The following is a 25,244-nucleotide window of genomic DNA, read 5'->3' on the forward strand; positions in this document are numbered from 1 at the left end:
AGGCGAGGGGTGACAATCCCCGCGTGCCACCCTTGCGCGGAGCGGAATCATAGGCTCAAATGGGCCGCCTTCGTTGGACGGACACGAGCGCCGGCTCCTCCTGGGCTAGCCAAGCCAGTATGAGAGAGGAGACGACATGGGTGACGCTCGTGTCTTGCGAAAATGGGCTGTTCAATGAGTGATGGTCCGGTGATCATTGTCGGCGCCGGCCATGGTGGCTACCAGGTCGCGGCATCCCTGCGGCAGGCGGGCTTTTCGGAGCGCATCTGCCTGATCAACGACGAGGCGCATCTGCCCTATCAGCGCCCGCCTTTGTCGAAGGCCTACATCAAGGGGGCGGCCGGGCCTGACAGCCTGATGTTCCGCCCCGAGAAATTCTATCACGACCAGAAGATTGACCTGATCGCCGGCCGCGTCGTTTCGATCGATCGCGCCGCCCGACAACTGCTGCTCGCCTCGGGCGAAGCGCTTTCCTACGGTCACCTGATCTTGGCGACCGGCGCGCGGAACCGGCTGCTCGATCTGCCCAACGCCAATCTGCCCGATGTAAAGTATCTGCGCATCCTCGACGAGAGCGAGGCGCTGCGCAACATCATTCCGTCGAAGACGCGGGTCGTGGTGATCGGCGCCGGCTTCATCGGGCTCGAATTCGCAGCGACCGCGCGGATCAAGGGCCTCGAGGTCGACGTACTCGAATTGGCGCCGCGCGTGATGGCGCGCGCGGTGACGGCGGAAGTGTCGGAGTATTTCCAGGCGCGGCACCGCGAGGCCGGCATCCGCATTCATCTCGGCGTGCAGGCAACCTCGATCGAAGCCGAGAACGGCAAGGTGACCGGCGTCTCCTTGAGCGATGGACGGCATCTGCCTGCCGACCTCATCGTGGTCGGCGTCGGCGTGCTGCCGAACATCGAGTTGGCGGCCGAGGCGGGACTGCCGGTCGCGGCCGGCATCATCGTCGACGAATATCTCGCGACGGCCGATCCCAACATTTCCGCCATCGGCGATTGCGCGCTGTTCGCAAGCCCACGCTTCGGCGGCTCGTTGCGGCTGGAATCGGTGCAGAACGCCACCGACCACGCCCGCTGCCTCGCCGCGCGGCTGACTGGCGATAAGAAACCTTACGACGGCCATCCCTGGTTCTGGAGCGATCAGGGCGACGACAAGCTGCAGATATCAGGCCTCACCACCGGTTACGACCGTGTCGTCCTGCGCGGCGATCCCGCGAAGAAGGCGTTTTCCGCGTTCTGCTATCATGGCGACAGACTGCTCGGCATCGAATCGATCAACCGCGCCGGCGACCACATGTTCGGTCGCCGCTTGCAGGCGATGGATCGCTCGATCACGCCGGAGCAGGCGGCGGACGAAAGCTTCGACCTGAAGAGCGCGCTGGCTTGATCAGCCAGCGCCGAGCACAGCCGCGACCTCCGCGGCCGTCGGCATGGACGGCCCGGCGCCCATCCGCTGCACGCTGATCGAGGCGGCTGTATTGGCGAAGGCGAGGGCGGCGCGCAAGGCGGCACCCTCGGCCAGCTGCGAGGCGAGCGCGCCGACGAAACAATCGCCGGCGCCCGTGGTGTCGACCGCCTTCACCGCGCGGCCGGGCACGGCAAATCCCTCGCTTCCGGCGAGCGCGAGCACGCCGCGTTTTCCCAGCGTGACGCAGATGGTCTGGTCGCTGCGCGCCTGAAGCTGTCGGGCGACGTCGATGATCTTTGCGGCTTCGTCCTCGTCGGTGAGCTCGCGACCTGCGAGAAAGCCAAGCTCGGTCTCGTTCAGCACGAGGATGTCGACCAGCGCGAGCAGCTCGCCGGACATCTTTTGCGCCGGCGCCGGATTGAGCAGCGTCGTGGCCCCGGCGGATCGCGCCCGCTGGAAGAACGCGGCAATCGTCGGCAGCGGAATCTCGAACTGGCTGACCGCGACATCGCCCTTTGCCAGCGGCGCATCCGCGACGTCATCCGCGCTGACCAGGGCATTGCTGCCGGGAATCACGACGATGGTGTTGTCGGAGGCGGCGACCGTGATGATCGCAGTGCCGCTGTGTGTATCGGCCTCTCGCACGGAGCCGAGATCGATGCCTTGGGCGGCCAGGAACCCCCGCAGTTCCGCCCCGAACGCATCCTTGCCCAGCCGCCCGATCAGCGTGGTCTTCACGCCGAGACGCGCCGATGCGACCGCCTGGTTCGCACCCTTGCCGCCCGGAAAATACAACACTTGCCGGCCGGCGACGGTCTCGCCCACCTTCGGATGGCGATCGGCGGTCGCCACCACATCCATGTTGATGCTGCCGGCGACGAAGACACGCCCCATGATACGCCCTTATGAAATCCCTAGACCCTGACTTCGAACTCGTGCCTGACTTTGGCGATGTCGACAAGGGTCGGCAGGCCGGCCTCGTTGCCGAGGCGCTGGATCTTGAAGGTCGAGGCTGCCCGGGCAAAGTCGAAATGCTCGCGCCAGCTTTTGCCCGGATGGGCGAGATAGGAATAGACGTAGGCGCCGTGGAAGACGTCGCCGGCGCCGTTGGTATCGATCACGCGCTCGCGCGGGATCGGCATCGCCGGCATCACCTGGACCGTCCCTGTTTCGTCGTACCAGAGCAGGCCCTTCTCACCCATGGTGACGCCGCCGATCTTGCAGCCGCGGCCCTTGAGGTAGTCGAGCATCTTCTCCGGGGTCAGGTCCATCTGCTCGCAGAGACGCTCGGCGACGATGGCGACGTCGATGAATTCCAGGAGTTCGTGCGTGTTGGTGCGCAGGCCGCCGCCGTCGAGCGAGGTCAGGATACCGGCCTCACGGCAGACTTTTGCGTAGTGGATCGCCGCATCCGGCTGGTGGCCGTCGACATGCAATGCGCGGCAGCCGCCGAGATTGAGCATCGGGAAGGGATGGATGTGCTCGTCGTCGCGGCAGCGCACGATGGCCCGCTTGCCGTCCTTGGGCATGATGAAGGACAGCGACGACTGGTTGACCTTCCGCCCGTGCAGCGAGATCGCGTATTTCGCGCACATGTCCTGGAACATGCGCCCCAGCCAGTCATTCGCCGCGGTGGCGATCAGGTCGGGCACGATGCCGAGCTTGGCGCAGCAGAACGCCGCCGTGACAGCGTTGCCGCCGAAAGAGACCGCGTAGTCGGTCGCTACGTGTTTTTCGTCGCCGGTCGGCATGTGGTCGGTTATGAAGACGACGTCGATATAGGTCTGTCCGATAAAGAGAGCCTGCATTGCTTGTCCGTGATGCGCGTGATGGTCCGGCCGACCAGCTTACTGTAACACCGGTTCCGCTTCTCTGACGCTGAAATAATTCGCAAAACCGCCCCGCAGCGCTTGAGGCCGGCCTAGGGCCGGAATACGACCATGTCGGGTCCATGCCAAGCCCGGACAATTGCCGCTTTTCGATCCATGGTTCCAGGTCGATCAGAAAGGGAAAGAACATGATCACCGGCCTCGATCACATCGTTGCTCTGGTCAAGGATATCGGTGCGGCCAGGGCGGCCTATCAGACGCTGCTGGGGCGCGCGCCCGCCTGGCAGAACTCCGGCGAGGGCGCCGATCGCGTCCTGTTCACCCTCGAGAACATGACCCTCGAATTGATGGCGCCGAGCGGCTTTAACGCGACCGCTGACCGCATGCGCGCGTTGCTCGCTGACCAGGAGGGCCTGCTCGCCAGCCTGTGCTTTCGCGTCGCCGATATCAACAAGACGCACCGCCGGCTGGACCGGGTGGCGCTGAAGCCGGATGCCGTCGCCGAAGTCGAAAGCAGCGACGATGTATCAGGCGCGGCCCTGCACTGGAAGCGCACGCGGGCCGCAACCGAGCTGACGCGCGGCGTGCGCATGTTCTTCCTCGAGTTGGCCGAGGAGCGTCCGAAGTCGCTCGCTTCGGACGTCGCGCCGATCGAGGGGCTCGATCACGTCGTGATCACGACAGAGGATTCCGATCGTGCTGCCGCGCTCTACGGCGCGCGACTGGGGCTCGATCTGGCGCTCGACCGCACCCACCATGATTGGGGCCAGCTGATGTTCTTCCGCTGCGGCGATCTCATCGTCGAGGTGGTGCGCCGCCCCGTCGCGGGCGGGGATGTTGGGCACGATCGTCTCTGGGGCCTGAGCTGGCGCGTCGCCGACATCGACGCCACGCGCGCGCGCCTCGTCGCCGCCGGACTCGACGTCAGCGACGTGCGCAACGGCCGCAAGCCGGGCACGCGGATCATGACCGTGCGCAATGGCACCTGCGGCATCCAGACCGTGCTGCTGGAGCGCTCGCCGAAGCCGGTGGATTGAGGGGCGCTGCTCTCTCCTCCGTCTTTAACGAGCGCAGCGAAGCAATCCAGGCTCCTCCCGTAAAGACTCTGGATGGCTTCGTCGCAAGGGCTCCTCGCAATGACGGCGAGGGCGTGGTACATGCCATACCGAAACCACCCAGCGAGCACCCGGTTTGGCGAAGGCAATTGCAAAGCGAACTCTGAAATGGCAGCGCGACCCCGAGGGGATGCGGCTGCGCATTCTCGAGGCTGCCAAGCAGGAGTTTTCCGCTCACGGGCTCGCCGGTGCCCGCGTCGACCGCATCGCGGCGAATGCCGGCGCCAACAAGCGCATGCTGTACTACCATGTCGGCAACAAGGACGACCTCTACCTCGCGGTGCTGGAAGGCGCCTATGACAAGATCCGCAGCGAGGAGCGGGGACTCGATCTCGAACATCTCGATCCGCCCGAAGCGATCAAGCGGCTGATCGAATTCACCTGGGGTTACTTCCTGCGCAACCCGGAATTCCTGTCGCTGCTCCAGACCGAGAACCTCGCGCGGGCAAAGCACCTGAAGCGCTCGACCAAGGTCAAGTCGATGCACTCGCCGTTCGTCGAGATGATCCGCACCGTGGTGAGGCGCGGCGTCGACAGCGGCGATTTCCAGGTCGCGGTCGATCCGGTGCAGCTCTACATCTCGATCGCGGGTCTCTGCTTCTTCTATCTCTCGAACTCGGCGACCTTAAGCGTGATCTTCGGCCGTGACCTGCTCGCCAAGGACGCCAAGGACGAACGTCTCGCGCACATGGTCGGCCTCGTGCTGGCTGCGCTGACGGGGCAGTCGGCCGCGTTGTTCGAGATCGCCAAGGCACCAAAGTCGCGCGCTGCGGTCGCGCAGACGGCGTAGTTTCCTCGCCGCATTTTCCTCCGTCATTGCCAGCGCAGCGGAGCAATCCAGAAACTTTCCGGGAGGCGTCTGTCCCGCCACCGACCGGCCCCGGAACCGGCACAAAACGTCACAGGGAAAGCTCTGGACAGTATTTACCCAACGGGTTAATTTCTCCCCCGAACAAAGAAGACTTCCGGGAGTGAGGCGTGGCTGAGCTGAAGCCGCAAGGTGCAGTGTCCAAGATGCTGAATGCGGCCTGGGTGCGGCCGTTGTTGTTCCTGGTGTTCATCGTCATCGCCTGGGATCTCTCGATCCGGCTGTTCAAGATCCCCGCCTATCAGATCCCGGCGCCGGCCGATGTCCTCGCCGTGCTGCGCGATGATTGGCCGGAATTGCTGCGCCAGTCCTGGCCGACGACTTACGCGACCATCTGGGGCTTCGCGCTCTCCGCGGTGTTCGGCATTCCCGTGGCGATGCTGATCGCGGGCTCGAAGACGGTGGAGAGCTATGTCTATCCGCTGCTGGTGTTCTCCCAATCCGTGCCCAAGATCGCGATCGCGCCGCTGTTCGTGGTCTGGTTCGGCTTTGGCATCCTGCCGAAAGTCATCTCGGCATTCCTCCTCGGCTTCTTTCCCGTCGTGGTCTCCGCCGTGCAGGGTTTCAAGTCGGTCGATCCTGACATGGTCGATCTCGCCCGCGCCATGCAGGGCAGCCGCTTCCAGGTGTTTTGCGCGGTGAATCTTCCGCATGCGCTGCCGGCGATCTTCTCCGGCCTCAAGGTCTCGGTGACCCTCGCCGTGGTCGGCGCCGTCGTCGGCGAGTTCGTCGGTTCCAATTCCGGCATTGGCTATGTGATGCAGCGCTCGATTGGCACGTTCGACCTGCCGACGATGTTCGCAGCGCTCGTCATCCTCGCGCTGCTCGGCGTCATCCTGTTCTGGGTCGTCGACCGCGTCGAGAAGCTGGTGATTCCCTGGCATGTCAGCCAGCGCGAGGACGTGATTTTCGCATCGTAGAGCATGATCCGGAAAAGTGTGAAGCGGTTTTCCGATCAGATCATGCTCAAACAATAGATCAAGCAACGGCCACCAATGGCCGAAACAACAACAGGGAGAGTGACGATGAAGCGATGGATTGGGGCTGCATCTGTGGCGCTGATGGCGTTTGCAGTTTCGCCGGCGCAGGCGGCCGACAAGGTCGTGCTGATGCTCAACTGGTACGTCTATGGCGAGCATGCGCCGTTCTATTACGGCAAGGCCAAGGGCATTTATGCCGCCGAGGGCATCGACCTGGAGATCCAGGAAGGCCGCGGCTCGGCCGCGACCACGCAGGCCGTCGCCGCCAAAACCGCCGATTTCGGCTATGTCGACGTTCCCACCATGATGCGTGCCGCGATCAAGGGCGCGCCGGTGATTGCGACCGGCGTGCTGCTCCAGACCTCGCCGATGTCCGTGATGGGTTTTGCCGACAAGAACATCCGAAAGCCGGAAGACATCAAGGGCAAGACGGTCGCGATCACGCCGGCCGATTCCATGACCCAGATCTGGCCGCTGTTCCTGAAGAAGACAGGTCTCAAGGAAAGCGATTTCAAGACCGTTGCCGGCGACGGCCAGACCAAGCTCAACGCCGTGATCAACGGCCAGGCTGATCTCTTGCTCGGCTATGTCATGGACCAATCGATGAAGATCAAGGACGCCACCGGCAAAGACGTCTATCCGATCAAATTCGCCGATTACGGCATCAACATGGTCTCCTCGGGCATCATCGCCAACACCGACTACGTGAAGGCTCATGCCGATCTCGTCCGCCGTTTCATGTCGGCGACGACAAAGGCGGTCGAAGCCGCCGAGAAGGAGCCGAAGGCGGCCGCGCAGTCGATCCTGGATGCCAACCCCAAGGGCGGCAAGATCGACACGCTGACCCAAGGCTTTGAGCTGACCATTCCGCTGTACCGGACGCCTGAGACCAAGGACAAGCGGCCGTTCCAGGTCACCGACCAGAACATGACGGACTCGGTCAACCTGATGGTCGAATATGGCGGGCTCGACGCCAAGGCCAAGGAGAACCCGAAGGCCTTCTACACCAACGATTACCTGCCGAAGAGTGGGTCGTGAAGCAACAACCCCCGTCATTCCGGGATGATCCGAAGGACCAGACCCGGAATCTCGAGATTCCGGGTTCACCCTTCGGGCGCCCCGGAATGACGGCTCAAATTGCCGAGTGGACTGAATGACCTCAGCGATCAAGTTGGCAGGTGACGCCGTGCAGCCCGCCGCGCACCTGAGACTGGTGAGCGATCGGGCCGGCGATGCGTCGGGCATAACCCTGTCAGGCGTGTCGAAGACCTACCGGACGCGCGACGGCGACGTGCCGTCGCTGCGGCCGCTCGACTTCCACATCAATGACGGCGAGTTCTTCGTCGTGGTCGGTCCATCGGGCTGCGGCAAGTCCACGCTGCTCAAGCTGATCTCCGGACTGCTGCCGCCGACATCAGGCGAAGTGCTGGTCGAAGGCGAGACCGTAACGAAGCCGCACGGCAATGTCGGTATCGTCTTCCAGAACGCGCTGCTGCTGCCCTGGCGCAACATCCTGTCCAACGTGATGCTTCCGATCGACATGAAGCGCCTCGCCCGCGACGAATATCTCCCGCGCGCCAAGGCGCTGTTGAAGATGGTCGGGCTGGAAGGGTTCGAGAAGAAGCTGCCCTGGCAACTTTCCGGCGGCATGCAGCAGCGGGCCTCGATCTGCCGTGCGCTGGTGCACGATCCCAGGATCATGCTGATGGACGAGCCGTTCGGCGCGCTCGACGCGCTGACGCGCGAGCGCATGAACGTCGAGCTGATGCGGATCCAGCGGGAGACCAGGAAGACCGTGCTCTTGATCACGCATTCGATTCCCGAAGCCGTGTTCCTCGCCGACCGTGTGCTTGTCATGACCGAGCGGCCCGGTGCAATCGCCGCGATCTACGACGTGCCGCTGCCGCGCCCGCGCTCGCTCGACGTCATGGCGGACCCTGTTTTCACCGAGCTCGTGCAACGCATCCGCAAGCATTTCTTCTCGCAGGGTGCATTGGATTAGGCTCGATGGGATGCCCTGTCATCGCAACCGCCCGAACGGTGCGCTCCCTCCCCCGCTTGCGGGGGAGGGCCGGGGAGAGGGTGTCTCCGCTGGCAAGACTCCCCAAGAGGATAAAACCCTCACCCGGCACTTCGTGCCGACCTCTCCCGCAAGCGGGAGAGGTGCACTGCCGCCTGAGCCCCGTCTCGGGAGCCGACTAACACCATGCCCCCGCGCCTGAAGCTGCGAGACATCGCCTTCTTCGAACGTCCCGTGCATTTCGCGCGGCCATTCCGCTTCGGCGCGATCACGATCAACGCGACGCCGCAGCTGTTCGTGCGGGTCGAGATCGAGGTCGAGGAAAGAGGAATTTCGGTCGGCGCCAGCGCAGAGCTGCTGGTGCCGAAATGGTTTGACAAGCGGCCGGAGCTGTCGCCGGCGCAGACCGTCGACGGCTTGCGCCGATCGCTGGAGATCGCGCGTGGGCTTTATCAGGCGCAGGCGGGATTCCTGACGGCGTTCGATCTGCACGCCGAATGCATTGGCGCGCAGGTCGCGGCCTGTGCCAAGAACAACATTCCGCCGCTTGCGGCGGCCTTTGGTCCGGCAGAAATCGACAAGGCGATCCTTGATGCGCTGCTGCGGGCTGCCGAGACCAATTTCTTCGACGGAATGGCCGGCAATATCGCCGGCATCGATGCGCGGCTCTCGCCCGATCTGATGGACGCGGATCTCACGACATTTCTCTCCGGCCGCAAGCCGCTGCCCCGCGTTGCGATCAGGCATACCGTCGGTCTCGATGATGCCATCGAAGGCGAGGGCGGCGTCGCCGACGGAGACGTGAACGCCGGCGCGAATTACTTCAAGCTGAAGCTGTCGGGTCATCCCGCCGCCGATGCGGCGCGGCTGGCGCGCATCGGCAAAGAGCTCGATACGCTTGGTCGCGACTTTAAGGTGTCGCTCGATGCCAATGAGCAATATGCGGACCTTGCCGCGCTGCAGGCGCTGATCGAGCGGCTCGATCGCGAACCTGCATTGCGGTCGATCGCATCGAGGCTGCTCTATGTCGAACAGCCGATGCCGCGCGATATTATCAGGCAAGCGCCGCTCGGCTCGCTCGGCGCGCGGGGATTCATCATCGACGAAGCCGACGATTCCTATGATGCCTTCCCCGTGGCGCGCGCGCTCGGCTATCGCGGCATCTCCTCGAAATCCTGCAAGGGGCTCTACAAGTCCATCGTCAACGCGACGCGCGGAGCGAAATGGAGCGCGAGCGGAGAGAAGTTCTTCGTGACCGGTGAGGACCTGACCTGCCAGGCTGGGCTTGCCGTGCAGCAGGATCTCGCGCTCGGCGCATTCATCGGTGTCACCCATGCCGAGCGCAACGGCCATCACTATGTCGACGGCTTTGGCGGCGCGCCTCTCGCCGAAGCGCGGGCCTTCGCAGCTGCGCATCCCGATCTCTACGCCGATGCCGGGCAGGGCATCCGGCTTTCCATTCATGACGGCGATCTCCTGACGGGATCGCTTCATGCTGCGGGCTTTGCGACGTCGGTCCATCCGGACTGGTCGGCGCTCCGCTCGCTCGAACAGCCAAGATCACTTCAGGAGTATCCGGCATGACCACCCAACGCCTCGGCCTCATCATGAACGGCGTCACCGGCCGCATGGGGCTCAACCAGCATCTGATCCGCTCCATCGTCGCGATCCGCGACCAGGGCGGCGTCCGCCTGAAGAACGGCGACCGCGTCATGCCCGATCCGATCCTGGTCGGCCGCAGCGCCGAGAAGGTCGAGGTGCTCGCCAAGCGCTACAACATCACGCGCTGGACCACCGATCTCGATGCCGCGCTTGCCGACAAGAACGACACCATGTTCTTCGACGCCGCGACCACCCAGGCGCGGCCCGGCCTGCTGACCCAGGCGATCAATGCCGGCAAGCACGTGTATTGCGAGAAGCCGATTGCGACCAGCTTCGAGGAGGCGCTCGAAGTCGTCAAGCTCGCCAATGCCAAGGGCGTCAAGCACGGCACCGTGCAGGACAAGCTGTTCCTGCCGGGGCTGAAGAAGATCGCTTTCCTGCGCGATAGTGGCTTCTTCGGCCGCATCCTCTCGGTGCGAGGCGAGTTCGGCTATTGGGTGTTCGAAGGCGGTTGGCAGGAGGCGCAGCGGCCGTCCTGGAACTACCGCAGCGAGGACGGTGGCGGCATCATCCTCGACATGGTCTGCCACTGGCGCTACGTGCTCGACAATCTCTTCGGCAACGTCCAGAGCGTGGTCTGCATCGGCAACACCGACATTCCCGAGCGCTACGACGAGCAGGGCAAGGCGTACAAGGCGACCGCAGACGATTCCGCCTACGCGACGTTCCAGCTCGAGGGCGGCGTCATCGCTCACATCAACATGTCCTGGGTCACGCGCGTCTATCGCGACGACCTCGTCACCTTCCAGGTCGACGGCACCCACGGCTCGGCCGTCGCGGGCCTTACCGACTGCATGATCCAGGCGCGGCAGGCCACCCCGAGGCCGGTCTGGAATCCCGACGAGAAGCGGCTGCACGATTTCTACGGCGACTGGCAGAAGTTGCCCGATAACGTCACCTACGAGAACGGCTTCAAGGAGCAGTGGGAGATGTTCATCCGCAACGTCTACGAGGACGCGCCCTACAAGTTCTCGCTGCTCGAAGGCGCCAAGGGCGTGCAACTCGCCGAATGCGCGCTGAAGAGCTGGAAGGAGCGGCGCTGGATCGACGTCGCGCCGATCAAGGCGTGAGGCCGACGGAGTCCAATGTCCATTGAGCCGTCATTGCGAGGAGCGAAGCGACGAAGCCGAGACATTCTGGATTGCTTCGCTTCGCTCGCAATGACGCGGAAAGGTCGGAAATCATGAACAAACCCGTATTGCCGATGTCATCCTTGTCGTTGAAACTACCCAAGCCCGATCGCTCGATCGAGACCTATCGGCTCGCTGCCTCGCGCACTTTTCCCGCAAAGCTCGAGGGCCCGCTGAACCGCATCGCTTTCTCGGCCGTGCATACGGTGGCCGATCCCTTGGCGGACAACGATCCCTGGCTGTCGGTCGCCGTCGACTGGGACAAGACGATTGCCTTCCGCGAGCACGTCTGGGACCTCGGCCTCGGCGTTGCCGAAGCCATGGACACCGCGCAGCGTGGCATGGGACTGGACTGGCCGACCTCGCTGGAGCTGATCACGCGTTCGGTCGGCGCCGCGAAACGCCGCAACGCGCTGGTGTTCTCCGGTGCCGGTACGGATCATCTCGCAGTCGAGGACGCCAGGAGCCTCGACGATGTGATCCGCGCCTATGAAGAGCAGGTTTCGGCAGTCGAGAAGGTCGGCGGGCGCATCATCCTGATGGCGTCGCGTGCGCTCGCAAAGCTCGGCCGCAGCGCTGACGACTACGCAAGAGTCTATGACCGTGTGCTGTCGCAGGTTCGCGAACCCGTGATCATCCACTGGCTTGGCGACATGTTCGATCCCGCGCTGACCGGTTATTGGGGCACCAACGATCTCGACAAGGCGATGGACACGGCTGTGGCCATCATCAACGGCAATGCCGCCAAGGTCGATGGCGTAAAAGTCTCGCTGCTCGACAAGCAGCGCGAGATCGACATGCGCCGTCGCCTCGACAACCGCATCAAGATGTACACGGGCGACGACTTCAATTACGCGGAGCTGATCGCGGGCGACACCGAAGGCTTTTCGCATGCGCTGCTCGGCATCTTCGATGCGATCGCGCCGGCGGCGTCCTACGCAATGTCGCGGCTGGCGGCCGGCGACGAGGCAGGTTTCCACGACGTGCTGGGGCCGACGGTGCCGCTGTCGCGTCACATCTTCAAGGCGCCGACGCGCTTCTACAAGACCGGCGTCGTCTTCATGGCGTATCTCAATGGCCACCAGGATCACTTCACCATGGTCGGGGGACAGGAGAGCACGCGCTCCACGCTGCATCTGGCCGAACTGTTTCGCCTCGCCGACAAGGCCGGCCTGCTCGCCAATCCTGACCTCGCGACGCAGCGGATGAAGACCGTGCTCGCCAGCCACGGTGTCGAATCCTGATGCGCGATTTTTCGTCCGACCATCGCTGGCTTTCTCTGAATACGGCGACAGTCCGCAAGCAGGGAGATCTCGTCGAGATCATCGATGCCTGCGCACATCACGGCATCCGCGCCATCGATCCCTGGCGCGACCAGGTGGCCGCCGTCGGTCTGGAGCGTGCCGCGCGCGCCGTGCGTGATGCGGGCCTCGATCTCTCGGGCTATTGCCGCGGCGGCATGCTTACCTCGGACGCCTCGCGCCGCACGGAAGTGCGCGACGACAACAGGCGCTGCGTCGATGAAGCCAAGGCGCTGGGCGCGCCCTGCATTGTGGTCGTGGTCGGCGGCCTGCCGCAATATTCACGCCCGGGCAGCGAGGCGTCGAAGGATATTTTGGCCGCGCGTGGGCAGGTCGAGGAAGCACTCGCCGAGATGCTCGACTATGCCAAGCAGGCCAATCTGCCGCTGGCGATCGAGCCGCTGCATCCGGCTTACGCCGCTGACCGCGCTTGCGTGAACACCACGAAGCAGGCGCTCGACATCTGCGACCGGCTCGACCCTGATCGCACCGGTATGCTCGGCGTCGCGCTCGACGTCTATCATATCTGGTGGGATCCGGAGCTGATCGGCCAGATCGCGCGCGTCAGCAAGGACCGCTTGCTCGCGTTCCATGTCTGCGACTGGCTGGTGCCGACCAAGGACATCCTCAACGACCGGGGCATGATGGGCGACGGCGTCATCGACATCAAGTCGGTGCGCGCCGCGGTCGAGGCGCAGGGCTTTGCCGGCTATTCGGAGATCGAAATCTTTTCGAATGACTGGTGGAGCAAGCCGATGGATGAGGTGCTGCGCACCTGTATCGAGCGACACAGGACGGTGGTTTAGATTCCCCGCGCACTGCCGTCGCGGGCTTGCGATCAGCGACATGCGAGGCGACGTCTGTTATCATGGTATGCGGGTGCGGGGCGTGTCTAGCTGGACGAGATCGCCCACATGAGGTCTCGCGATGGACTTCGTCGTCGAGTCCGATCGTGCCCAACTGTGTGAGATCGTCCAGCGGTTGCGGGACGAACGACTGCGGACAAACATCGGCAACGTCTCGCCCTCAGCGATGCCGTCGCCGCTTCAAACCCGACCGAGCGACGCAAAGGGAAGACGATCATCCGCGTTCGTCCCTGAGCTACGCACCGGCGAGATACACACGCGCTGAGAGCCGACGTTGGTTGGCTGCGGCCGGCATTGCGATCTTCCGGACAGCTTCAGGAGAAATCCTGTGTCCGCCTCGTGGCGAACTGCTCCGGCGGATCGGAACGCTGGCGGTGCAGCGAACCGGTTGGAGTACCACCAATGATGAGGTGGACAGTCATCAGCTTTCAGGAGGAATATCATCATCCCGATATGATTGGGTGTAGTGATCAGAGGCGTCAACGATCAGCAGCCGCGGCGGATGTACCCGAGCCTGTTGATCTTGAATGGCCCCGACGTGCAATCGTCGGGGCCATTGTTGCGATCGGCTTGTCAGCCCGGGTCCGGTTCAGCTTCCATCCAACGCCCTTTCCGGACCGGCATTTTCTGAAAAGTCAGACGATTGCGCTATCATCGATTCACCGGCAAACATCGGACTATCAGTCGTCGATCCGACCTGCGAAACTGCGAGAACACGAATGCGCTTGTTCACGAGCAAGCGCAAAGGGAGGTTCGCAGTGGAAACAGTGCAACGGTTGCGTGCGATGGGCTCATTGTGCCGGCAACAGGCCGCGTACAACAGCATGAACAAATGGAAGCTGCTCGCAGAAGCAGAATACTGGGATCATCTGGCTGAGCTTGAGTTGTCTGCTCACTTCGAACAGTGCAACGCCTCTGGCTCGAATGAGATAGAAGGGCCTCGAGCGATCACAGACGCGAGTGACGCTCGAGGGGAGACGAATCCCGCCGCATGAGGCCGGCATGAGCTGCGCGAGAATGCGGCGCTGCCCTCACGGGCCTGCGACCTGTTGCAGCGTGTTGAAGCGCGCCTTCTGTTCGCTGCTCAGCGTCGCATAGAACTCGTCCAGCGCGGGCTCGACCAGGTTGGCGGCCGTCAGCATGGCCTCGAGCCGGTGCTGCATCGCTTCGAGCCGCCCGACAGGCGTCAGCGGTCTATCGTTAGGGCAAGCCGCCTGCAGGCCCTCAACGCCCTTCGCTGTCGCTTCACTGAGGCGGTCGAGCGCGTCCTTCTGCTTTCCGGACGGATGGAGCACAGCCTCGATCCGTTGGATCGGCAACTGGGTCAGGCCGGATTTCGGATCGCTACAGGTCTCGGCGCCGGCTTGCTGCTGCTGCGCGCGGTCGCCGACATTGGGGCCGAGCGCGTTGAAGCGGGCCTGCTGCTCGTCGCTGAGCGAGTTGTAGAAATTCTCCAGTGCCGGTCGCACGATCTTGACCGCTTCCAGCGTCGCGCTGATGCGGTTCATCATGGCCCGCAACCGGCCAGGCGGCGTCAACGCATAGGTCTCTGAACAGGAGTTCTTGAATACGTCGGCTGCCTTGGCCGCCGCCGCCTTCAATTCGTCGAGCAGCGCGCGTTGCTCCGGCGTCGGCTGCACAGCCCTCTCGATATCGGCAAGCGGCCAGGCGGTGACGCCCTTGTCCGGGGTGCCACACATCTGCTGTAGCGTTTGCGGGCTCACTTGGGCCCGCTGGCGCGCGCGCGAGCCGCCGGCTTGCGGATAGTCATAGGGGGGCATTCTGGCATAGGCGGAATAGGGGCTGTCGCCACCCCAGAACACGGTATCGACGAAGTCGTCATATGCGTATGCCCAGTAGTCAGGCTCGTAAGCATAGGACCAGAACGTGTAGTCGAAAATGTCGGAATAGGCGTAAGGCCAGAACACGGGCCCGAGCCACGCCACGAACACCGCGGGGTGGCGGTGTCGCCAGGCGTCCCGAGGAGCCCAGCCGTTCTCGCGGGTGGTGAGCGCCGCCTGCGTTTGTGCATTCGCCTGCTGACGGAGCGGCTCGGCAAATCGCCCGCGCTCGGCCGCCTGCGCAGCCGCGGAAGCGCCGGCTCGCCCAACTGTGGCGGGCTCAGGTCCCAGCCGCTGCAACCGCGCCTGATCGCGCTGTTGCATGCTCTGCTCGCGCTTGAGCAGGCGGTTCTGCGTCTGCAGTGTCCGCTCCTGTGCACGTTGCGCCCGCGCGCCTTCCGGCTTCTGCGATTGCAATTGCTGCACGCGCTGTTGCATCCGGTCGATACGGCCCTGCCGTTCCGCGCTTTGGCGTGTGAGCAGCTCGCGCTGCCGCTGCTGCGCGATTTGCTGTCGCTGCTGGATCTGCTGCTGATGCTGTTGCGCGCGCTGTTCCGTCTGCTCCTGTCGCGACGGCCGCGCGCTCACGGCGGGTGGCGCGCTTGGGCGCGAGTGGGCGGCGATATGCGGCGCCGGTCGCGGGGCCATGGCCGGACGTTGCGGCGCTGCCGGCGCCCGATGGAATTCAGGCCGAGGCGCCGCGAAGTGCGGGGCAGCCCGCGGCGGCGGTGCAGCAAAGTGTGGGGTCGGACGCGGTGGCGGTGCGGCGAAGTGCGGCGCCGGATGCGGCGCCATCGCCGGTGGATGGAACGCCGGCGCGGCGGGACGGGCCATGGCTGGCGGCGCCGCCGGACGAGCCATTGCAGGTGGCGCGGCTGGACGTGCAGCCGGTGCCGGCGGTCCGCCCCTTCCATGGTGGTCCTGGGCGGACGCGCTGACGCTCGCCGCGACCATCGAAGCACCGACCAAAAACACCGAAAGGCAAACGCCACGCGGAAGCATGATTGTCGCTCCCAGCTCGTAATCGCCCACGACTTTCAACGCGCGGATGGGGGATTGGTTCGTTGTTGATTGTCGCCCTGCGATCTTCCGACGCAGGCAGTCTCACGAGACATCCTGCGTCAGCGTCGTTGCGAAATGCTCCAGGGCCCAGTCGACCTGGTCGCTGGTGATCACCAGCGGCGGCGCGCCGTCTCGAACCACAAGGCCCGTTCGACCAGTTCCACGGCCGATCCGTCGGAGATGCCGTCGCTGGCCGACTTAAACCGGAATGGTTCGCCCTCTGTAGATGGCACCTACGCGGCAATCACACGATTGCGACCTTCATGTTTGGCGCGATAGAGCCGCTGATCGGCGACGCTCAGGAATCCGTCAACCGTGTCTCCATCGCGCCCGAGCTCCGACACCCCAACACTGATGGTGACGCCGACCGACGGTTGGGCTCCGACGTCGAATGCAGTGCTTTCAATGGCCGATCGAAGGCGCTCCGCCACAGCGCAAGCCGTGTCGAGGGTCGCCCCCGGCAGCAACACCATGAACTCTTCACCGCCCACGCGCGCGACAGAGTCGTAAGGGCGGATCGCCTCCAGACACTTGCGCACGAATACGCGGAGGACCTCATCGCCGACGCTGTGACCACGTGAGTCATTGATGTCCTTGAAATGGTCGATGTCGAGCGACAGCAGGGATAGTGGAGCACCGCTTCGCTCGGCTCGCGCGATCTCGGCGCCGATATGTTCGATGAAGTGGCGCCGATTTCCGGCACCGGTCAGCGGGTCGGTGGCAGCGAGGCGTTCCAGCCTTTGATTGCTCAGCTGGACCTGCTGTAGTGCCCTTTGAGTGTCTGCCATCGACGCGGCCAGGCGGGCTGCCATTTCTTCCTGGCTATAGATGGTCGCGAATGATTGCGTCGTTCGGAAAGCCTGGACAACGCCATAGCTGAGCAGGAAGAAGCCGCCAGCAAAGATCGCGTGGGCGAGCCACCACATGTGATTCCACGGCGCCGCCAGAATGAACGCGAGCGACGATAGCGCAAACCACGCGACCGAAATGCCGAAAATGAGCATGAGCGGCGAGTGAATCCGTCGCATGAGCATGACCGCGACGTTCAGCGCGCTGAACACCAGTGCGCCGCCCTCCATGGACAAGCGGACCACCGGGTGTCCGGCAAAGGGGGAATAGGCGATCAAAGCGACGGCTATGTCCATCGTCAGGAACAGGCCAATCCAGATCAGCCATGCGCGCGCATCCGAACGCTTCTCGACCTTGTCTGACGGCTGGTTGTAGCTGAGCAGCCCAACGAAGAGCAGGATCGACATCGCGAGACGCGACGCCGGTCCATAGAGCAGAAACAGCCATATATTTCGGTGTGCCAGCCCGGTGAAGGCGCCGTGCGGCGCGTAGATCAGCACGAAGCCGAGAAAACCCAGGGTCATCCAACGCAACAGAGGTTCGCCTGAAGACCGGTAGCAACGCCATGTCACATAGGTGACGAACAGCCCTTCGAGGGTGGCGACGGCAATCGCGAATTCGTGGAACAGGTGATTTTCGAATTTTAGCGTGGGATCCTGCTGGAAATAGAGGTAGGCGATGAACAGGGCAGGCATCAGGGCGAAGGCGATGAGGAGAAGGCTCGTATACGCCTGTGTGACCAGCCGGAGCGCGTTGGGCGGCTCGGATACCGCAAGATCGGTGCTCATATGCATCTACCGTCTCCCATGATGATACCTGCAGTCGTTTGATGGACTGTCGGTGGCTCGCCGGCCGCGAGAGCGCGGTCAAACCGGGACGATTTTCGGGAGTCGCACAGCCGGTCGAGGAAGATTTATGGCAACAACGTTAACACGCCTTGCCCATCAACTCCAAGGATTTACAACCTCTACGGGAGGATCGGCGAGCGATCACCGGTGGCACGGCCTCGTGGTTGAGGCGTGCCGATGGAGGCGTCAGATCACGTCCACCTGCCGATCAGAGGCCGGTGGAAGCCGTTCGGGACAGCTCGCGATGCTCTCCCGTCCGTTCGCTCTTGCCACTCGCGCGACCTCAAAGTCATGGATCCACCTTGACGGGCGCACCTCGTGGCTTTGGCCGCGTTAACGATGTCCGAACCGGCCGGGTGATCGCAAACCGCTTTTGCCGGACGAAGCGCTTACCGTCGCGGTTTGCGAAGCGTTGATCGAGTTCCTACGATCGGCGCACGAGCGTACAACATGTGGTATTAAGCTGCGATCCATGCTACCTGTAAGAACATCACTGGAACAGCCGGCGTCAGCAAAGGTTCGACTGTGATGAACTCAACGCCACGATCGCGCGTACTGCACGCCGCTTGGTTCGATTGGCGTAGTTCCGCCGCAAGGGATTTCATTGCTCTCTTTGGGGGCGTCGTTCTCGCTTCGATCTTGGCGCATGTCTATGAGCTTGGTCCTCGTCTGTTTCAGCTAGGACAGGGCTATGCGGATTCGGCACCCGACGACATCGTTTTCATCATATTCGTCGCGTTCTTCCTGAGCCTTGCGCTGACGATCTTCAGTGTTCGCCGCTATCGCGAGCTCGTCTGCGAAACCAAGGCACGAACCATTGCTGAAGGAGAGGCGCGCGATCTGGCGCGACACGATCCGTTGACCGGCCTGCCTAACCGTCGCCTGTTTGACGAAAAACTTGACGCGTGCCTTGCCCTCGCCAGCGACACGCACCAGGTGGCCGTTCTGATGCTTGGCCTTGATGGCTTCAAGAGGATCAAGGACACGCATGGCCACGCAGGGGGGGACAAGGCACTATGCGAATTTGCCAACAGGGTCGCTGGCATCTTGCGCAAGGATGGCGTGCTGGCGAGGATTGGGGACGACGAATTCGGGATTGTCCTGCCAGACATCAGCTCCCTAGACGTTCCCACCAATCTGGCGCGCCGTATTGTGGCGTCGGCCGCCGACACTTTCGCGGTCGAGACCGGGGCAGCCGAGCTTGGGGTTGCAATTGGCATCGCCATCGCTCCGATCAACGGCGTCAATCTCCGCGAATTGGTCCGGCGCGCAGATCGTGCACTTTATCGCGCACAAGGCGATGGCAGGCCGTGTGTTCGCTTTTTCGAGCCAGAGATGGACATGCATGTCGAGCGCCGCATCCAGATCGAGCGAGAGCTTCGCAGCGCCATCACGGCGGATATCATCGAACCGCACTACCAGCCGCTGGTTTCGCTCAAAGGGAATTGCATCATCGGGTTCGAGGCCCTCGCGCGCTGGGAAAACAGGACGTTGGGGCGTGTTCCACCCGACGTGTTCATTCCGATTGCAGAGGAAACGGGCCTCATCAACGCGCTTGGAGATCAGCTTTTTCGCCGCGCCTGTTTCGATGCCAAGGCGTGGCCGGAGGCGTTTATGCTTGCCTTCAATATTTCGCCCATTCAATTGCGTGATCCCGCGCTTGGACAGCGCATTTTATCGATCCTTGGGCAAACCGGGCTCAGTCCGAGCCGCCTGGAAATTGAAATTACCGAGAGCGCGTTCGTGGAAAAGACCGGGGTTGCGAAGGCTGTGATTGATGAACTCCGTCAAGCCGGTGTCCGCATCGCGCTCGATGATTTCGGAACAGGTTATGCGACGCTCAGCCAGCTGCTTTCGTTTCGCCTCGACAAGATCAAGATAGACCGCAGCTTCGTGTCGCATCTCGACGACAGTACCGACAGCCGGGTGATCGTTCGTGCCATCCTGGGCCTTGCAAAAGGATTTGGCTTGACGACCACGGCCGAGGGCGTCGAAGACGCAGGTCAACTGGCCTATCTGTTGGCCAATGGCTGCACCGAAGGACAAGGCTACCTATTCAGTGATGCCGTCCCGGCCGTCGGTATTCCCGCGCTGCTTGATCGCGAATTCGACCGCACGGCGGTTGCTGAAGATGGCCCAAGAAGTCTGCATGCGTGAGCCGATGGCTGGCGCTGACGCGGTTCGTCATGGCGCGCAAGTGGCTTGTGGCGTCAGCCCATAGGAATCAAACGCGCAGGTGGCGAAATCGTTCGTTCGTGACTGCCGCCCTGCGGTGTTCCGACGCAAGCAGCCTCACGAGAAATCCTGCGTCAGCGTCGTTGCGAAATGCTCCAGCGCCCAGTCGACCTGGTCGCTGGTGATCACCAGCGGCGGCGCGATGCGGATCGTGTGCTCATGGGTATCCTTGGCGAGGATGCCCTTGGCCTGGAGCACTTCGCAGTAGCGTCGTGCGCGCCCGGCCTCGGGATGCAGCTCGACCGCCAGCATCAAGCCACGCCCGCGGACCTCGCGGATCGTGTTGGCGCGGATGTCTTTCAGGCCTTCCAGAAAGCGTGCGCCCTGCCTGGCCGCGTTCTCGATCATGCCTTCCTCGACCAGCACGCGCATGGCGGCGCGCGCCACCGCGCAGGCAAGCGGGTTGCCGCCGAAGGTCGAGCCATGCTGCCCGGGCCTCAGCGTGCCGAGCACCTCGTTGTTCGAGAGCACGGCCGACACGGGATAGAAGCCGCCCGATAGCGCCTTGCCGAGCAACGTCACATCCGCCTCGATTCCCTCGTGCTGTTCGGCCAGCAGCTTGCCGGTGCGGCCAAGCCCGGTCTGGATCTCGTCTAGCACCAGCATCACGTTGTTGGTGGTGCAGAGCTCCCGCACCTTCGCAAAGTAGCCGGCCGGGGGAATGATGACACCGACCTCGCCCTGGATCGGCTCGACCAGAAAGGCGACGGTGTTTGGCGTGATCGCCGCCGCGAGGGCGGCCGCGTCGCCGAACGGGATGATCTTGAAGCCCGGCGCGAAAGGCCCAAAGTGCTTGCGGGTCTCAGGGTCGGTCGAAAAGCCGACGATACCCAGTGTGCGTCCGTGGAAATTATTGGCGCAGACGACGATCTCGGCCTGGCCGTCCGGGACGCCTTTCACCTGATAGCCCCATTTGCGGACCGACTTGATCGCGCTTTCGACCGCCTCGGCGCCGCTGTTCATCGGCAGCACCTTGTGGGAGCCGGTCAGCGCCGCGATCTCCTCGTAGAAGGGGGCGAGCTGGTCGTTGTGGAAAGCGCGCGAGGTGAGCGTCAACCGGTGTGCCTGCTCCACCATCGCCGCCAGGATCTTGGGGTGGCAGTGGCCCTGGCTGACTGCGGAATAGGCGGAGAGGCAATCGAGATAACGGTTGCCCTCGGTATCCCAGACCCAGACACCTTCGCCACGCGAGAGGACGACCCCGATTGGTTCGTAATTGTGGGTGCCGAGGCGCCTTTCCGTTGCGAGGACATCAATGACCGACGCGCTCATCTTTCTTCACTCCTTGCTGCGCGCCGGTGTTGACCGACTGCGCCGGCCGCACTCAATTGATGTGGGTATCGGCCTGCCCGCCCGGAAGTCTTCGGACCGGCGATATTCGTCGAGCTTCGATCTGATCCGCAGGATCGCCCCGGCCGTGATTCATGCCGAGCGCGGCCAGCATCGCGATGACCGCGACCGGGCTGCCTGAGGTCACGAAGATGCCGCAGACCAGCAGCAGCGCCAGCGCGAGCTCGGATAGCTGGAACGCGAAGATCACGAAGATGATCATCAGCAGCCCCGTCGGCACCGTGAGGGCCGGATCAGCCCGGCGTCAGCGCAATTGATCGATAGTCATGTCGCCTCAGCCGATCGAGCAGGGGACGCTCAGGAAGCCGCGAAACCGCACCCGGCCGCCGCGCACCGGCTGCCCGCTCACGGCGTAGTTCGGGAAGCGCGCCAGGAAACGCGAGATCGCGATCGCGCCTTCGAGCCGCGCCAGCGCCATGCCGGCGCATTGATGTGCGCCGGTCGCGAACGCAAGATGCCGGTTCGGCGTGCGCGCGACGTCGAAGCGTTCAGGGTCGGGAAATTGCGCCGGGTCGCGGTTGGCAGCTCCAATGCACAGCGTCACCGACGTGCCCGCTTCGAGCATGACGCCGCCGAGCTCGACCGGTTCGGTCGTCATGCGGTTGCCGAGCTGGTTCGAGCTTTCGTAGCGCAGGATCTCCTCGACAGCAGTTTTGATCAGATCCGGATTGTCGATCAACCGTTGCTTCTCGTCAGGATTGCGATGCAGCGCGACGAGGCCGTTGCCGATCAGATTGGTCGTGGTCTCGTGGCCGGCATTGAGCAGGAAGATGCAATTGTGCAGCAGTTCCTTCTCGGTCAGCCGCTCGCCGTTCTCCTCGCCCTGGATCAGGCGGGTCAGCACGTCGCGATCAGGGTTGCCCGGCTTCTGCCGCCGGCGCGCGACCAGCGTCTCGAGATAGGCGAGAAAATCCGTCACCGCCTTGTTGCCGCGCGCGGCAGCCTCGGCTGACACGACCGGCTCCAGCGCGCCAAGGATCGCCAGCGACCAGTCGCGCAGCGGCGCGCGTTGGTCATGGGGCACGTCGAGCAGATTGCCGATCACCTCGATCGGGATCGAGGCGGCAAAATCCTCGATCAGCTCGCAATGGCCCTTGGCGGCGATGGCGTCGAGCAATCCGTCGACCAGCTTGACGAGGTCGCCTTCCATGCCCGCGATCGCGCGCGGCGACAGCGCGCCCATGATCAGGCGCCGCACGCGGGTGTGCGCCGGCGGGTCGTTGAAGACGAGGCTCGTGGTGTGGTGCTCGTAGAGCGGGGTGTCGCCATATTTGGGCGCGAACTCGCGCTTCTTGTCCGAGCTGAACGACTTTGTGTTTTTGTAGGTGGTGACGAGGTCGTCGTAGCGCGTCAGGAACACGGTGCCGCTCGCGAGCCGCTTGACCGGGTCGTTCTCCCGCAGTGCACGATAGGTCGGGTAGGGATCGTCGTAGAATTCGCTCGTCAGCTTGGCCAGATCGAAATTAGCCGCCAATTCGTTCGCATCTGCGTTCATGCGCCATACTCACCTGATGACACCGATATGCTGTTTCGCCCTTTCGAGCTTTGCTGACCACCGTCTACAGACATGTGGTGATTAGCAAGTCGACCGCGTCGGCAATCGCATCGTACTCTGTCGCTGATGCCGATCCTGCGCTTTCCGCTCCTCACGCTCGGCGAATGGGGGCGCGCTCAATCCATGGCAGGTGATGGGTTCGATCGACAGCGCCAGCGTTGAGCGCATCTTGCCGAGCCGGGATGTCACCTCCATCAGATCCGTGGCGAGCTCGGCTTCAAGCCGATCTGACGCCGACCGTCGATTTGGCTTACCTGGGGTGCCCCGCCGCGGTAACCTGTGACCGATTTCCGTTGGATTCTCACGCACTTAGGTTGCGATGCAGCATAGTGCTTGACTTTTGCGTGGGTGAGTGCTTACTCACTAACATGAGCTCATTGCGTATGACGAGCGACCTGAGGCGTCAGTTGATCCTCGGTGCCGCGAAACGCTGCTTTGCCCGACACGGCTATAACGGCACCACGACCAAGAGCGTGGCGGCCGCCGCTGCCATTTCCGAAGCGCTGCTGTTCAAGCATTTTCCGTCCAAGGCCGCGCTTTACGCCGAAATCCTCAGCGACGAATGCGAGGCGGACCCGGCGCTGACCGAACTGCTCGAGCGCGAGCCGTCGACGGCCACCTTGGTCGAGCTGATCCGCGGCATGGTCGAGCATTTCGTGCAGATCGCCGAAGGTCCCGACCAGGAAGAGGCCCAGCGCCTGCGACTGATGGCCACTAGTCATCTGGACGATGGCGAATTCGCGCGTTTGCTGTATGCCAAGATCGAGACGTTGATCGGAGCGGTCTTCGTCGCCTCGCTCGAACGCGCAGTGATCACCGGGGACGCGCGGCCATTCAGCGGCGATCCGCTCAACCTGTTCTGGTTCGCGCATCACACGTTGATGACGGCTGCGCTGACAAGGCTGCCGGCCGCGCCCTGCCTCGCTTACGGCAATGCTGGTGAACTCGAACGGCAGCTTTGTGAGTTTCTCCTGAGGGGTATCGGACTTAACGACGCCGCAATTGCTTCGCATTTGGGCCGCGATCAGGCCGCGGATGCGGACAAGACGGCGATTTCAGAAAGCGCATGACAATGAACATCGTAGCCGAACACAAGATTTCGGGCGAACCGATCGACAGCAAGGCTCCCAAGCGTCCGGTCCGGCGGGTGCTCTGGTTCATCATCGTCGGCACGCTCCTCGGCGCGCTGGTCGGCGGTCTCGTCTGGTTCAATTATTTCCGGGGCCAGATGATCAAGCAGTTCTTCGCCAACAACAAGCCGCCGCCGACCCTGGTTAGCGCGGCCGAGGCGAAGTCCGAAGTGGTGCCGAACCTGCTCACTGCAGTCGGCAGCCTCGTTGCCGTGCACCAGGTTGACGTCAGCGCCGACGTCAACGGACGTGTCACCGAGATCAAGTTCGAGCCGGGTGCCCATGTCGAGGCCGGGACGCCGCTGGTGCAGCTGTTCGATGGACCGGACCAGGGCGACCTCGCCAACTACAAGGCGCAGGCAACGGTCGCGCAGCTTTCGCTCGATCGCGCCAAGCAGCTGGCAGCGCGGCAGTTCGGTCCGCAGGCGACCGTCGATACCGCGCAAGCCGCCTATGACCAGGCGATGGCCGGCATCGCCAAGACCGAAGCGCTGATCTCGCAGAAGCTGGTGCGCGCGCCGTTCTCCGGCGATCTCGGCGTCCGCAAGGTCGAGGTTGGACAATATCTCACGGCCGGCACAGCGATCGTCTCGCTGACCGATCTCTCGGAACTATGGGCGAATTTCACCGTGACGGAAAAGGACTCGGCCAACCTGAAGGTCGGACAAATGGTCCGGCTGAAGGTCGACGCCTATCCGGGGCGCACCTTCGACGGCAAGATCACCACGATCGAGCCGCAGATCGCGACCGACACCCGCAATATCCGTGTGCAGGCGACCATCGCCAACCCGGAGAAGATCCTGAAGCCGGGCATGTTCGTGAGCACCACGGTGGTAATGCCGGACAAGCCGGCCGTGACCACCGTGCCGGAGACGGCGGTGGACTACACGCTGTACGGCGACTCGGTGTTCGTGATCACCGAGAAGAAGGGTGACGACGGCAAGACCAGCCTGAGCGCGGTCCGCACTTTCGTGCAGACCGGCAACCGGGTCGATGGCCGCGTCGAGATCATCAAGGGCCTGAAGCCGGGCGACAAGGTCGTCGCCGTCGGTCAGCTCAAGCTGCAATCGGGCGCCCCCGTTGCGATTTCGACGGACCCTGCTCCCCCGATCCCGGCGCAGCCGCCGCGTTACTGACAAGACACGCACGTGATCCGGCCAGGTCGGATCACGTTTCTTGAGACATAG

The 25,244-nt window shown here is 63.4% G+C and carries 20 protein-coding genes and 1 pseudogene; 14 read left to right on the plus strand and 7 right to left on the minus strand.

The window, feature by feature from the left end:
* The first annotated feature begins 174 nt into the window (after nucleotides 1-174).
* A complete protein-coding gene (locus BM222_RS07860; RefSeq protein ID WP_092227686.1) occupies nucleotides 175-1,395 on the plus strand; it encodes an NAD(P)/FAD-dependent oxidoreductase in 1,221 nt (406 codons plus the stop codon).
* Here BM222_RS07860 and rbsK read toward each other — a convergent pair whose 3' ends face one another.
* Nucleotides 1,396-2,310, minus strand: coding sequence for a ribokinase (gene rbsK, locus BM222_RS07865; protein WP_092227687.1), 915 nt, complete (start codon nucleotides 2,308-2,310; stop codon nucleotides 1,396-1,398).
* Nucleotides 2,311-2,330: 20 nt separating this feature from the next.
* A complete protein-coding gene (locus BM222_RS07870) occupies nucleotides 2,331-3,224 on the minus strand; it encodes a sugar kinase (RefSeq protein WP_092227688.1) in 894 nt (297 codons plus the stop codon).
* Between the two features lie 209 nt (nucleotides 3,225-3,433).
* Here BM222_RS07870 and BM222_RS07875 point away from each other — a divergent pair, with 209 nt between their 5' ends.
* The 10 genes and pseudogenes from BM222_RS07875 to BM222_RS41680 all read left to right on the plus strand — a co-directional run.
* A complete protein-coding gene (locus BM222_RS07875) occupies nucleotides 3,434-4,282 on the plus strand; it encodes a VOC family protein (RefSeq protein ID WP_092227689.1) in 849 nt (282 codons plus the stop codon).
* 208 nt (nucleotides 4,283-4,490) lie between these two features.
* A complete protein-coding gene (locus tag BM222_RS07880; protein WP_092227690.1) occupies nucleotides 4,491-5,150 on the plus strand; it encodes a TetR/AcrR family transcriptional regulator in 660 nt (219 codons plus the stop codon).
* A gap of 188 nt (nucleotides 5,151-5,338) precedes the next feature.
* Complete coding sequence (locus BM222_RS07885; protein ID WP_092227691.1) at nucleotides 5,339-6,148, plus strand: ABC transporter permease; 810 nt, start codon at nucleotides 5,339-5,341, stop codon at nucleotides 6,146-6,148.
* Between the two features lie 105 nt (nucleotides 6,149-6,253).
* Entirely contained in the window at nucleotides 6,254-7,246 is a 993-nt protein-coding gene (locus BM222_RS07890; protein WP_177243062.1) for an ABC transporter substrate-binding protein, read from the plus strand.
* Between the two features lie 115 nt (nucleotides 7,247-7,361).
* Nucleotides 7,362-8,210, plus strand: a complete 849-nt coding sequence (locus BM222_RS07895; RefSeq protein ID WP_092227693.1) for an ABC transporter ATP-binding protein — start codon at nucleotides 7,362-7,364, stop codon at nucleotides 8,208-8,210.
* 204 nt (nucleotides 8,211-8,414) lie between these two features.
* Complete coding sequence (locus BM222_RS07905) at nucleotides 8,415-9,812, plus strand: enolase-like domain-containing protein (RefSeq protein ID WP_092227694.1); 1,398 nt, start codon at nucleotides 8,415-8,417, stop codon at nucleotides 9,810-9,812.
* Nucleotides 9,809-10,960 (plus strand): Gfo/Idh/MocA family protein, encoded by a 1,152-nt coding sequence (locus tag BM222_RS07910; RefSeq protein ID WP_092227695.1) that lies wholly within the window; start codon nucleotides 9,809-9,811, stop codon nucleotides 10,958-10,960. The genes BM222_RS07905 and BM222_RS07910 overlap by 4 nt, the downstream gene beginning before the upstream one ends.
* Nucleotides 10,961-11,073: 113 nt before the next feature.
* On the plus strand, nucleotides 11,074-12,264 hold the full coding sequence (locus BM222_RS07915; RefSeq protein ID WP_092227776.1) for a dihydrodipicolinate synthase family protein: 1,191 nt from the start codon (nucleotides 11,074-11,076) through the stop codon (nucleotides 12,262-12,264).
* The gene (locus BM222_RS07920) at nucleotides 12,264-13,127 is read left to right on the plus strand and encodes a sugar phosphate isomerase/epimerase family protein (RefSeq protein ID WP_092227696.1); all 864 of its coding nucleotides are present in this window, start codon (nucleotides 12,264-12,266) and stop codon (nucleotides 13,125-13,127) included. The genes BM222_RS07915 and BM222_RS07920 overlap by 1 nt, the downstream gene beginning before the upstream one ends.
* 112 nt (nucleotides 13,128-13,239) lie before the next feature.
* Nucleotides 13,240-13,421, plus strand: a pseudogene (locus BM222_RS41680) (NADP-dependent oxidoreductase); the annotation flags it as partial.
* A gap of 797 nt (nucleotides 13,422-14,218) precedes the next feature.
* Here BM222_RS41680 and BM222_RS07935 read toward each other — a convergent pair.
* Both BM222_RS07935 and BM222_RS07940 read right to left on the minus strand, forming a co-directional pair.
* Nucleotides 14,219-15,862 (minus strand): Spy/CpxP family protein refolding chaperone, encoded by a 1,644-nt coding sequence (locus tag BM222_RS07935; RefSeq protein ID WP_244547032.1) that lies wholly within the window; start codon nucleotides 15,860-15,862, stop codon nucleotides 14,219-14,221.
* A gap of 461 nt (nucleotides 15,863-16,323) precedes the next feature.
* Nucleotides 16,324-17,727, minus strand: a complete 1,404-nt coding sequence (locus BM222_RS07940) for a GGDEF domain-containing protein (RefSeq protein ID WP_092227697.1) — start codon at nucleotides 17,725-17,727, stop codon at nucleotides 16,324-16,326.
* A gap of 588 nt (nucleotides 17,728-18,315) precedes the next feature.
* Between BM222_RS07940 and BM222_RS07945 the strand changes: the two genes are divergently transcribed.
* On the plus strand, nucleotides 18,316-19,944 hold the full coding sequence (locus BM222_RS07945; protein ID WP_092227698.1) for a putative bifunctional diguanylate cyclase/phosphodiesterase: 1,629 nt from the start codon (nucleotides 18,316-18,318) through the stop codon (nucleotides 19,942-19,944).
* A gap of 135 nt (nucleotides 19,945-20,079) precedes the next feature.
* On the opposite strand, the gene rocD is transcribed toward BM222_RS07945, so the two are convergent.
* From rocD to BM222_RS07960, 3 genes are all read right to left on the minus strand, one after another.
* Nucleotides 20,080-21,294, minus strand: a complete 1,215-nt coding sequence (gene rocD, locus BM222_RS07950; RefSeq protein WP_092227699.1) for an ornithine--oxo-acid transaminase — start codon at nucleotides 21,292-21,294, stop codon at nucleotides 20,080-20,082.
* 52 nt (nucleotides 21,295-21,346) lie between these two features.
* Nucleotides 21,347-21,574, minus strand: a complete 228-nt coding sequence (locus tag BM222_RS07955; RefSeq protein WP_143105910.1) for a hypothetical protein — start codon at nucleotides 21,572-21,574, stop codon at nucleotides 21,347-21,349.
* Nucleotides 21,575-21,646: 72 nt separating this feature from the next.
* Complete coding sequence (locus BM222_RS07960; protein WP_092227701.1) at nucleotides 21,647-22,867, minus strand: cytochrome P450; 1,221 nt, start codon at nucleotides 22,865-22,867, stop codon at nucleotides 21,647-21,649.
* 428 nt (nucleotides 22,868-23,295) lie between these two features.
* Here BM222_RS07960 and BM222_RS07965 point away from each other — a divergent pair, with 428 nt between their 5' ends.
* Both BM222_RS07965 and BM222_RS07970 read left to right on the plus strand, forming a co-directional pair.
* Nucleotides 23,296-23,997 carry a TetR/AcrR family transcriptional regulator gene (locus BM222_RS07965; RefSeq protein WP_092227702.1) on the plus strand — a complete coding sequence of 234 codons (702 nt, stop codon included), beginning with the start codon at nucleotides 23,296-23,298 and terminating at the stop codon, nucleotides 23,995-23,997.
* A 2-nt stretch (nucleotides 23,998-23,999) separates the two neighbouring features.
* Nucleotides 24,000-25,193 carry an efflux RND transporter periplasmic adaptor subunit gene (locus tag BM222_RS07970; RefSeq protein ID WP_092227703.1) on the plus strand — a complete coding sequence of 398 codons (1,194 nt, stop codon included), beginning with the start codon at nucleotides 24,000-24,002 and terminating at the stop codon, nucleotides 25,191-25,193.
* Nucleotides 25,194-25,244: the final 51 nt, after the last annotated feature.

Source organism: Bradyrhizobium sp. Gha (assembly GCF_900113735.1).
In the GTDB taxonomy this organism is placed as follows: domain Bacteria; phylum Pseudomonadota; class Alphaproteobacteria; order Rhizobiales; family Xanthobacteraceae; genus Bradyrhizobium.